The organism is Pseudomonas flexibilis, from assembly GCF_000802425.1.
Lineage (GTDB): Bacteria > Pseudomonadota > Gammaproteobacteria > Pseudomonadales > Pseudomonadaceae > Serpens > Serpens flexibilis.
In genome coordinates, this window is sequence record NZ_JRUD01000004.1 from 76,680 (window position 1) to 85,420 (window position 8,741).

Here is an 8,741-nt window from a genome sequence, read left to right on the forward strand (position 1 = left end):
TGAAGTCGCTCCTACGGAGAGAGCATGCGTGGCTGCCGCTTCGGGTGATTTCCAGCCGGCGGTGGGGGTAAGCCAGCCGCCGGCCGGAACAGCGTCGATCGCTTACGTACCGGACGGCGCCAGCTGGCGATTCAGCTTCGCCTGCGGATAGGCCTCGCCGAACAGCTCGCGGTACAGCACCTCGGCCCGCTCGGTCAGCAACAGCAGCTCGATGCGGCGGTTGATCCCATCGGTGGGCTCCAGCGGATTAAGCGGCATCACATCGGCCAGGGCGGTGACCTGCAGGATGCGCTCGCCCGGCAGGCCGGACTGCACCAGGACATTGCGGGCCACCAGGGCGCGGTCACCGGACAGGTTCCAGTTGTTGTACAGCGCGCTGCGCCGGTACTGGGTGGCGTCGGTGTGGCCGCTGATGATGATGCGATTTTCCACCTTGGAAAGAACCTCTGCCAGGTTGCCCAGCAAGGTCTTGAAGTGTGGATTCAGCTTGGCGCTGCCGCGCTCGAACATGTAGCGCTGTTCGTCATCCTTGATCAGGATGCGCAGCCCCTGCGGCACCACCGCCACCTCCAGGTTGGTCAGCGCGTCCAGCTTGCCGGACAGTACGTCAATCAGCTCGGCCAGCTGCTCCAGCTCCTGACGGGTGCGGTAGATCTTGCTGGGAATCGGCTCCTCGGTGGCTTCGTCGGCCTTTTTCGGCTCGGGCTGCGGTTCCGGCTGCGAGGGCCTGGCTTCCAGCTCCACCGGTGCATCGAAACCGTCGAAGATGTTGATCATGCCTTCCATCAGGGGGTTGCTGACCGGGTCTTCGGCGGTGATCGGCGCGGAGGATTTGCTGGGGTTGATGATCCACAGCACCATGAACAAAGCCATCATCGCCAGGGTGAAGTCGGCGAAGGCGACCTTCCAGGCACCGCTGTGAGCTTCGCCGTGGCCTTTCTTGCTGCGCCGCCTGACGACAATTTCCTTCTCGCCCTCCCGCTTCTTTTTCAGGCTCATGCCGCGTCCCGCTCTTCTTCATAGCGGTTGACCCAGGCTTCCAGCTGGCTGAAGGCGGGCTTGACGTCCTGCTCGATCAGCTTGCGGCCGGCGTCCACCGACAACAGGGTGGGCTTGCCAGCGACGTGGGCGACCAGGGTGGTACGCACGCATTCCAGCGCCGAGATCTCGGTGCGAATGCGCTGGGTCATGGCGTTGGCCAGCGGCTGCATCACGCAGTAGCAGAAGAAGATGCCGAGGAACGTACCAACCAGCGCGGCGGCCACGTGCGCACCCACTTCGGCCACCGAGCCGCCGATGTTGCCCATCGTGATGATGATGCCCATGATCGCCGCGAGAATACCGAAGCCGGGCATCGCCTCGGCCACCTGGTTGAGCGAGCGGGACGGCAGCAGCAGGGCTTCCTCCATGGCCTCCAGCTCCTGCTCGAGGAAGCCTTCCAGTTCGTGAGCGCTGATCTTGCCCATGGCCATCAGGCGGAAGTTGTCGGCGATGAAGGCCATCAGGTTGGGCTCGGCGATGATCATCGGGTACTTGCCGAACACGCTGCTCTGCTCGGGCGCCTCGATGTGTTCGTCGAGCACCTTAAGACCGCCGATCTCGACCATTTCCAGCAGTTCGTAGAGGAGCATCAGCAACTGGCGCTGGAACTCTTCGCCACGGCGCTTGTAGACGACCACGCCCTTGGCCTGCTTGGCCATTTCGATCAGCACTTCCTTGGGATTGCCGACCACCAGGCTGCCGAGTGCGGCACCCACGATGATCAGCATTTCCGCCGGCTGCCAGAGCATCGCCAGTTCGCCGTTGGCCAGTGCGTAGCCACCGAGAACACAGGCAACGATGATGAGGGATCCAAGTATCTTCTGCATGACGGGCTCGACTGGTTAGGGCTTGTTAGGCTCGTTCAACAAGGCGCAGGCGCGCTGGATGGCCTGCTTGATCAGCTGGCAGATGCGTGCGTCGCTGAGTTCCAGAACCAGCGCGATCTCCTTGAGGGAGAGCTCGTGCTGGTAGTACAGGGTGAGGACCAGTTGCTCGCGCTCCGGCAGCAGACCCAATATCTGGGCCAGCAGACGCTCGCGCTGCACCTGCTCCTCGAATCCGTTATCGCCGAAGCGACTTTCCTGGCCAGCCTGCAGCAGGCCATCGAGGCTTTCGATGGCTTCGCAGGACAGGTCAACCAGATAGTTCTGGTAGGCCTCCTCGCTCAAACCGGTATGGGTAATGACTTCCTCGTCGGTGGGCTCGCGGCCCAGCCGGCGGGTCAGCTCGCGCACGGCATCGCGCAGCTTGTGGGTCTGCTGGCGCACCGGCCGCGGCCGCCAGTCCTGGCGGCGCAGTTCGTCGAGGATGGCACCTCGCACCCGCAGGCTGGCGAAGCGCGCAAAGCCCTCATCCGGCTCGCCATAGCGACGCAGGCTGTCGAGCAGCCCCAACAGGCCAATCTGCTCCATGTCTTCGCGATCCAGTGCCGAGCTGGCCTGCAGCGACAGCTGACTGACAATGCGCTTGACCAGCGGCAGATAGCGCAACAGCCAGCGCTGCTCTTCCTGCGGCGCGAGCATCGGTGAGGGCTCGTGACGAAGGACGGGTTCGGCAGCGCAGGAGGCGTTCATGGCTACTGGGCCAGCAACTTGTTGACCAGGAGGTGTTCGAAGGACACCCGCAGGTTACGTTCGACAATGTCCTGACGGAGTGCCTCTTCGAGCAGTAGCTGCAGCTCCGCGATGCTCAGACTGCGCACCACCTCGTAACGCATGCCGGACAAGCGTGCGACGACCGAATTACGCACCACCGGCGCGAACTGCTGGAGCTCCTTCTTGTCGATCTTGGCGCTGACCTGTACAGCCAGGTCGATCACCATATAGTGCTCGCGCTGGTTGCCCCGCAGGTTTACGTAGATCTTTTCCACGTTCAGAAACTGGAATTTGGAAAGGTCTACCGGATCAGGACGTACTGCGCCATTCGTCTCTCCCGCCGCAGCAAAGAAATCAGCGATGGGTTTCTTCCAGAAGAAATTCACGGCGGTGCCGCCAACGACCAGCAGGATATTCAGCACCAGGAGCGAGACGACAACGCGGGACGACATATTCTTTCTCTTGCAATGGAACGGAAGGCATCAAACCGTGGCCAGCACGTCGCGAGGCGCTGCGTGCGAACTGGCATCGCCGATGTCCTGCAGCGGATTGCCACGCACCAGCGCCTCACCGGAACCTCCCTGGTTCTGGCGCGACTGTTGCCCCGAGTGACCTTCGCCACCCACCTGCACGCTAACCTGCACGAACTGTTGGTTGAGCAGTTCGTGGCGCAGCCGGTCACTGGTTTGCTGCAGCAATCTCAGGGTATCGGCCTGGGCCGCGCTGATTTGAATGCTAATTCGTCCGGATTCCTGGCTGACCTGGATCTCCAGACTGCCCAGCTCCGGCGGGTCGAGACGAATGGTGGCCACCTGCTGGTTCTGCTGGACCTGCAGTTGGACGCTATTGCGCAAGGCCTGCATCATCTGTTCGCCTCGCTGCGCGTCGTTGCCCTCGAGCCGGAGCAGCCGTTCGGAGGCTGCGCCAGCCGGTGCGCCGGCGCCCGGTACGGGTGCTGCGTCAGCAGGCGCACGCACTGCGGCTGCCGAATGCAGTGGTTCCAGCGGACCTGCGCCTTCGCTGCTACCCAGGACCATGAATGACTCAGCTCGCAGTGCGACCGGGCCCGGCCCGTCGGCAAGCTGTTGCGCCGGCATCGACTGCGCCGGCAGGGACTGCGCATTCCGCAGCGCGGCGTCAGCCGGGGCCTGCGGCGGCACAGCGGTCTGGAGTCCCGGCAGCGTTTCAGGCACCCGCGCTGCCTGAGCCGACGTCTTGCTCACGGATGCCTGGGGTACCTGCTGTGCGTGTACCTGCTGTTGCTGCTGAGCGGACAGCAGGCCGAGCAACGCCTCGGCGTGCTCGGGGCCCTGTTCGACTGGAGCGGGGATTGCGGGAGATGGGGCCTGGGCGGCGGCATCGCCTTCGGCGGACTCGCCCCCCTGCAGACCGGGCAGGGTGGCGAGCAGCGCCTGAAGCTCTGCATCGAACGGCAGGGTCTCGGGATTCGGGCTACCGTGCTCACTGGCCGACGGTGCGGGTTGCGGCGTTACGGCCGCTGCACCCTGTTGCAGCAGGGGATTCCCCGCCAGCGGCTGGGCGTTGCCGAGTTGAGTGGCTGTATTCACCGCAGGCTCTCCACCCATGCGTAGGCACTTGGGCCGTCCGCGGGCTGTTCGGAATGGTTCATCAGAATGCGCAGGCGCTGACACTCGTCCTGGCAGCGCTGCAGCGCCAGGCCGTGGATCTGCTGAACATCTCGGCAGGCGTCCAGCACCTCCTTCGAGAGGGGCTGGTGGCGGCGCAGGTCGATCAGCAGCTCGCGAAGTGCCGAATCGACCGCCTTGAGATCGTCCCAGGCCTCTCGGTGCAGCACCTGTTCGAAGCGCACACGCAGGTCGAGCAAGCGTTGCAGGTCATCGGCGGGCGTCACGCACGCCCTCCCAGCCTTCGCGCAGTTCGCGCAACAAACCGACCACTTCGTCGACGCCTTCCAGGGACAGGGTTACGCTGACATCGGTCAACCGGTAGATCATGTAGTCATACAGGCGCGCCAGACCGGTCACCACGTCGCCACCGCTGTCGAAATCCAGCGCGCTGGACAGACCGTTGAGAATGTTCACGCATTTCTCGACGGAACGGCCTTTCTCCAGATAACGCTTGGCCTCGATATGGCCACGCATACGCTCCAGTTCGTCGAGCAGGCCGTCGAACAGCACCAGAACCAGATCGTAGGGCGAGGCCGCTGCGACCCGGGATTCCAGGTCGACCATGCGGTAGCTGTCGTAGGTGTCTTCTTGGTACATGGCGATTCCGTATCAGGTGAAGTACAGACCGGAGGTCTGTTCCATCTGGCTCATGATGGTGACCAGGTTGGTGTACTGCGACAGGTAGCGCTGGTAGAGGTTGTCGTACTGGGTGTCGACGCGCTCGCGCTCCTTCTCGACCCGCTTGAGCGAGTCGGCGATGGTGTCCTTGCGGTTCTTGAGGATGCCGTTGACGCTGCTGGTGTACTTGGCCAGGCCGGTCTCACGGTCCAGCAGGCCGCCGAGGATGCCTTTGTCGGTGCCACCGTCGCCTTTGAACAAGGCGTCCAGAGCCCCGGGATTACTGCTGAGGGTCTTCTCCAGGCGGGCGCTGTCCAGGGTCAATGTGCCTTCACGGGTATTACTGATGCCCAGGGAAACCAGCGAAACCTGCTGCCCGTCGACGGTCACACCCTTGCGGATCATGTTGTCGATCATGCCCTTGATCGACCGTACCGTGCCGTCGCCGGCCAACGCGCCACGCTTGGCGTCTTCCGAGCCGCTGGCGGTGAGCTTCTTCAGCTCGCCGGCCAGGGCGTTATAGGCATCGACGAACTCCTGGACCTTGGCCTTGGTGCCGTCGTTGTCCTGGGCGATGTCGATGGACAGGGGTGCTTCGCCGCTTGCGTGGGCCTTGCTGAAGGTCAGGCTGACACCATCAATGATGTTGTCGTAGGTATTGGAGCTGTTGGTCAGCGCAATACCGCTCGCTTCGTCGGCACCCAGGTAGACAATCGCGTCCTGGGCTGCAGAGAGCTGCTTGGAGCCCAGCGAGGCGGCGGTCGTGGCTTCGTCGGCGCCGTCCAGGCTAAGCGAGATCTTCTGCGCCACCCCGGTTTTTTCGCTGGTCAGCACCAGGTTGGTTACACCACCACTACGCACCAGCGTGGCACTGACACCAAGCTTGTTGGTCTTGGCCTGGGCATTGATATCTGCCGCCAGCTTGCTGAGATCCAGGGTGCCGTCGGTCTGGTAGGCAGCATCGGCGAGATCAACCGTAAATCCGGTGGCCTCGGCGTTGCCAGGCTGGCCAATTTGCAGGCTGCCACTCGCCGGCAGGCTTTGCAGGGCAACCTGATCCTTGCTGGCCAACTGCTTGACGAAGAACTGATAGCTTCCCGCCTGTGCCTTGGAGGTCACATTGGCGGTGGCATAACCCTCGCTGCTCAGCGTGGCCTTGTTCTGCAGGATCGAACCGCTGACGCTGTTCAGGCTGCTCAGCTTGGTCTGGAAGGTGCTCAGCGCCGAGCTCAGCGAGTTGAGCGCGGTCTGCTGTGCGGTGTAGTTGGTCTTGTTGCGATCCAGGCGCGTATAGCTGTACTGGGTGTCGTACTGGGCCAGCTGGGTGGCCATGTTATAGGCGTAATTGGAATCGTAAGTCGTCATGTCTGAGCACCTCTGGTTCGTAGGCAGGCAATTACGATGCCAAATTGCCACGTGTGGAATATTCGCGGTTCGCGCGCCAATCCGCAGAAACGGAGTTTCCGCCCGGCCCAGGCGCAGCGCAGGGCGGAAAAAACCTTTCCGGCTTTCCGGTTGCTTCGTCTGCTCCATAAAAGCGACCCGCCGGGACGCGAACTTAAGCGCCAAAAGCCTGACAGGCAGAGGTAGGGGAGCGCGGGATGAGGGCAAGTCACTGGCGGCCAGCAATGCTGCCGGCCACCGTGAATCCGTCAGTAGCCCTGTTGGCCGTAGACGGTGGCTTCCTGGCCGGCCCCGGTCAGGAGCTGGCTGAGAATTTCGTTGTGCATGGCCAGTAGCCGGCCATTACGCTCGTTACGCTGGCGGCAGTCGTGGGCGATTTCGCCCAGCCGCTGCCACTGGCGGGTCAGCGCTTCACGCTGGGAAGCAGGGTACGCAGCCAGCAGACGTGCCATGCTCGCGGCATCCATCGACAGGCCGAAGGCGCCGAGAATCTTGCCGCGCCGTGCGTCACGCTCGGCAATGGCGGCCAGCCAGGGGTCCAGGCGACGGTTGAGGGCCTCGATGGCCAGCCCGTCGTGCGCCAGCAGTCGGTCATGCAGCTCGTCCAGCAGGGGCAGAACCTGGCCGAATGCCTCGAGATCGGCGGCGATGTCGCTTTCGATCACCGCCAGTAGCTTGGCCTTCTGACTCACGCCTGCTGACCACCGTGATAGGCCAGGATGCTGGCGGCCAGCGCCTCGGTGTCGAGGGGAATTTCGCCGCGCTGCAGGGCCTGCTTGATCTCCTGCACTCGTGCCAGATCAACGTCCGGCAGCGCATTCAGGCTTTCCTGCAGAGGTTCAAGACTCATCTGCGGCTCGCCGGCCTGCTGGCGCTCGCGCTTGCCGACCGGCGCCTGGGCGCGCGCGGTTGCGGTTTCCACGGTGCCGAGCTGGACGGGCTTGAGGGACCGACTGATTTCCATGATGCATTCCAGAAAACGGGTTCGCTTGATTAACAGAGGCGACAAAATTACGGCAAACCTTAAATGCTTTTTTGCAGGCCGGATCAAAAAACCGTCGGATGGCGGCCCGCTGGGAAACCTGTAGGAGCGGCTTCAGTCGCGAGCTGCCTGGAAACGACACAAAGGCAGGTGGGCCGGAAACGAAAAGCGGAGCCCGGAGGCTCCGCTTTATCAACCCCAAGCGCTTAGCGCCAGTTGTACAGCTCTTTCTCGGTGATCTGCATGGTTTCACGCATCTTGCTCAGGAAGGCTTCCTGGGAGGCATGGATGCGGGTGTTCAGATCGGACTGGGCAGCCACTTCGTTCAGCACCTGCGCGGAGGTTTCACGCAGCGCAGCCAGAACCGCGTCCGGGAAACGCTTAAGCACGGTGCCCTGCTCCAGCAGGACCGGCAGCGCCTTGGCGTTGTTGAAGGTGTAGTCGTCCATCATGTCCAGTGCGGCGGAGCGGGCGGCCTCGCTGACGATAACCTGCAGGTCGGCCGGCAGCTTCTCGTAGGCGGACTTGTTGACCAGCAGCTCGACCAGCGCCTGGGGCTCCTGCCAGGCCGGGAAGTAGTAGTACTTGGCGGCCTTGTTCAGGCCGAAGGCCAGGTCGTTGTACGGGCTGACCCAGTCGGTGGCGTCGATGGCGCCGGTCTGCAGGGAAGTGAAGATTTCACCACCCGGCAGGTTGACGGTGGTCGCGCCCAGCTTGGCCAGCACTTCGCCGCCCAGGCCCGGCATGCGGATCTTCAGGCCCTTGAGGTCGTCGACGCTGTTGATTTCCTTGTTGAACCAGCCACCCATCTGCATGGTGGTGTTGCCGGCATTGAACGGCTTCACGCCGTGGGGCGCATAGGCTTCATCCCACAGGGCCTGACCTTCGCCCTTGTGGATCCAGGCGTTCATCTCCAGGGTGGAGAAACCGAACGGAATGGAGGTGAAGAACTGCGCGGCCGGCACCTTGCCCTTCCAGTAGTAGGGGGTGCCGTGACCCATCTCGGCGGTACCGCGGGAAACAGCGTCGAACACTTCCAGCGCCGGAACCAGCTCGCCCGCCGCGTAGACCTTCACGCTCAGGCGGCCGTTGCTCATGGTGTTGATGCGCTCGGCCAGGCGCTCGGCCGCGGTACCCAGGCCCGGGTAGTTCTTCGGCCAGGAGGTGACCATCTTCCATTGGAAGGTTTGCGCGGGGGCTGCAGCGGCTTGCTGGGCAGCGGGGGCGGTGTCGTCCTTGCAACCAGCCAGACCCAGCGTAGCAAGCAGGGCAGCGGCGGCGCCGAACAGATGGCGACGATTCATGGTGTCTCCCTTGGAGGTCGGACCCTTGCGGGTTGTTTTTTTTGATGGGGGGTAGCCTGTAGCCAGGCGGCATGGCTTTTTACCATATCTGACGGGCGGAAGCTGAATGCCGCAGCCCGCGCCGTGCTTGTGGGAGATTCTATGTTGC

Annotated in this window: 11 protein-coding genes; all 11 read right to left on the reverse strand. The window is 63.2% G+C overall.

Annotated elements, in window-relative coordinates; all coding sequences use genetic code 11:
- Positions 1-102: 102 nt before the first annotated feature.
- The gene (locus SF06_RS04375; RefSeq protein WP_039560131.1) at positions 103-999 is read right to left on the reverse strand and encodes an OmpA family protein; all 897 of its coding nucleotides are present in this window, start codon (positions 997-999) and stop codon (positions 103-105) included.
- Entirely contained in the window at positions 996-1,868 is an 873-nt protein-coding gene (motA, locus tag SF06_RS04380; protein ID WP_027589637.1) for a flagellar motor stator protein MotA, read from the reverse strand. Before motA ends, SF06_RS04375 begins: the two co-directional genes overlap by 4 nt.
- 15 nt (positions 1,869-1,883) lie before the next feature.
- Complete coding sequence (locus SF06_RS04385; protein WP_039560132.1) at positions 1,884-2,615, reverse strand: FliA/WhiG family RNA polymerase sigma factor; 732 nt, start codon at positions 2,613-2,615, stop codon at positions 1,884-1,886.
- A 2-nt stretch (positions 2,616-2,617) separates the two neighbouring features.
- On the reverse strand, positions 2,618-3,088 hold the full coding sequence (locus SF06_RS04390) for a flagellar basal body-associated FliL family protein (RefSeq protein WP_039560133.1): 471 nt from the start codon (positions 3,086-3,088) through the stop codon (positions 2,618-2,620).
- Positions 3,089-3,118: 30 nt separating this feature from the next.
- Entirely contained in the window at positions 3,119-4,204 is a 1,086-nt protein-coding gene (locus SF06_RS17920; RefSeq protein WP_139326745.1) for a flagellar hook-length control protein FliK, read from the reverse strand.
- On the reverse strand, positions 4,201-4,509 hold the full coding sequence (locus tag SF06_RS04405) for a hypothetical protein (protein ID WP_027589634.1): 309 nt from the start codon (positions 4,507-4,509) through the stop codon (positions 4,201-4,203). The genes SF06_RS17920 and SF06_RS04405 overlap by 4 nt, the downstream gene beginning before the upstream one ends.
- Entirely contained in the window at positions 4,493-4,882 is a 390-nt protein-coding gene (fliS, locus tag SF06_RS04410; protein WP_027589633.1) for a flagellar export chaperone FliS, read from the reverse strand. Before fliS ends, SF06_RS04405 begins: the two co-directional genes overlap by 17 nt.
- A gap of 12 nt (positions 4,883-4,894) precedes the next feature.
- Positions 4,895-6,268 (reverse strand): flagellar filament capping protein FliD, encoded by a 1,374-nt coding sequence (fliD, locus tag SF06_RS04415; protein ID WP_039560136.1) that lies wholly within the window; start codon positions 6,266-6,268, stop codon positions 4,895-4,897.
- A gap of 287 nt (positions 6,269-6,555) precedes the next feature.
- Positions 6,556-6,999 carry a flagella synthesis protein FlgN gene (locus SF06_RS04420; protein ID WP_027589631.1) on the reverse strand — a complete coding sequence of 148 codons (444 nt, stop codon included), beginning with the start codon at positions 6,997-6,999 and terminating at the stop codon, positions 6,556-6,558.
- Positions 6,996-7,271 (reverse strand): flagellar biosynthesis anti-sigma factor FlgM, encoded by a 276-nt coding sequence (gene flgM, locus SF06_RS04425; RefSeq protein ID WP_039560137.1) that lies wholly within the window; start codon positions 7,269-7,271, stop codon positions 6,996-6,998. Before flgM ends, SF06_RS04420 begins: the two co-directional genes overlap by 4 nt.
- 224 nt (positions 7,272-7,495) lie before the next feature.
- Positions 7,496-8,593, reverse strand: a complete 1,098-nt coding sequence (locus SF06_RS04430; RefSeq protein WP_039560138.1) for a TRAP transporter substrate-binding protein — start codon at positions 8,591-8,593, stop codon at positions 7,496-7,498.
- Positions 8,594-8,741 lie beyond the last annotated feature (148 nt).

Bases quoted from the DNA above. Each gene is read 5' to 3' on its own strand.
- SF06_RS04375 (WP_039560131.1), bottom strand. From the start codon at position 999: ATGAGCCTGAAAAAGAAGCGGGAGGGCGAGAAGGAAATTGTCGTCAGG.
- motA (WP_027589637.1), bottom strand. From the start codon at position 1,868: ATGCAGAAGATACTTGGATCCCTCATCATCGTTGCCTGTGTTCTCGGT.
- SF06_RS04385 (WP_039560132.1), bottom strand. From the start codon at position 2,615: ATGAACGCCTCCTGCGCTGCCGAACCCGTCCTTCGTCACGAGCCCTCA.
- SF06_RS04390 (WP_039560133.1), bottom strand. From the start codon at position 3,088: ATGTCGTCCCGCGTTGTCGTCTCGCTCCTGGTGCTGAATATCCTGCTG.
- fliS (WP_027589633.1), bottom strand. From the start codon at position 4,882: ATGTACCAAGAAGACACCTACGACAGCTACCGCATGGTCGACCTGGAA.
- fliD (WP_039560136.1), bottom strand. From the start codon at position 6,268: ATGACGACTTACGATTCCAATTACGCCTATAACATGGCCACCCAGCTG.
- flgM (WP_039560137.1), bottom strand. From the start codon at position 7,271: ATGGAAATCAGTCGGTCCCTCAAGCCCGTCCAGCTCGGCACCGTGGAA.
- SF06_RS04430 (WP_039560138.1), bottom strand. From the start codon at position 8,593: ATGAATCGTCGCCATCTGTTCGGCGCCGCCGCTGCCCTGCTTGCTACG.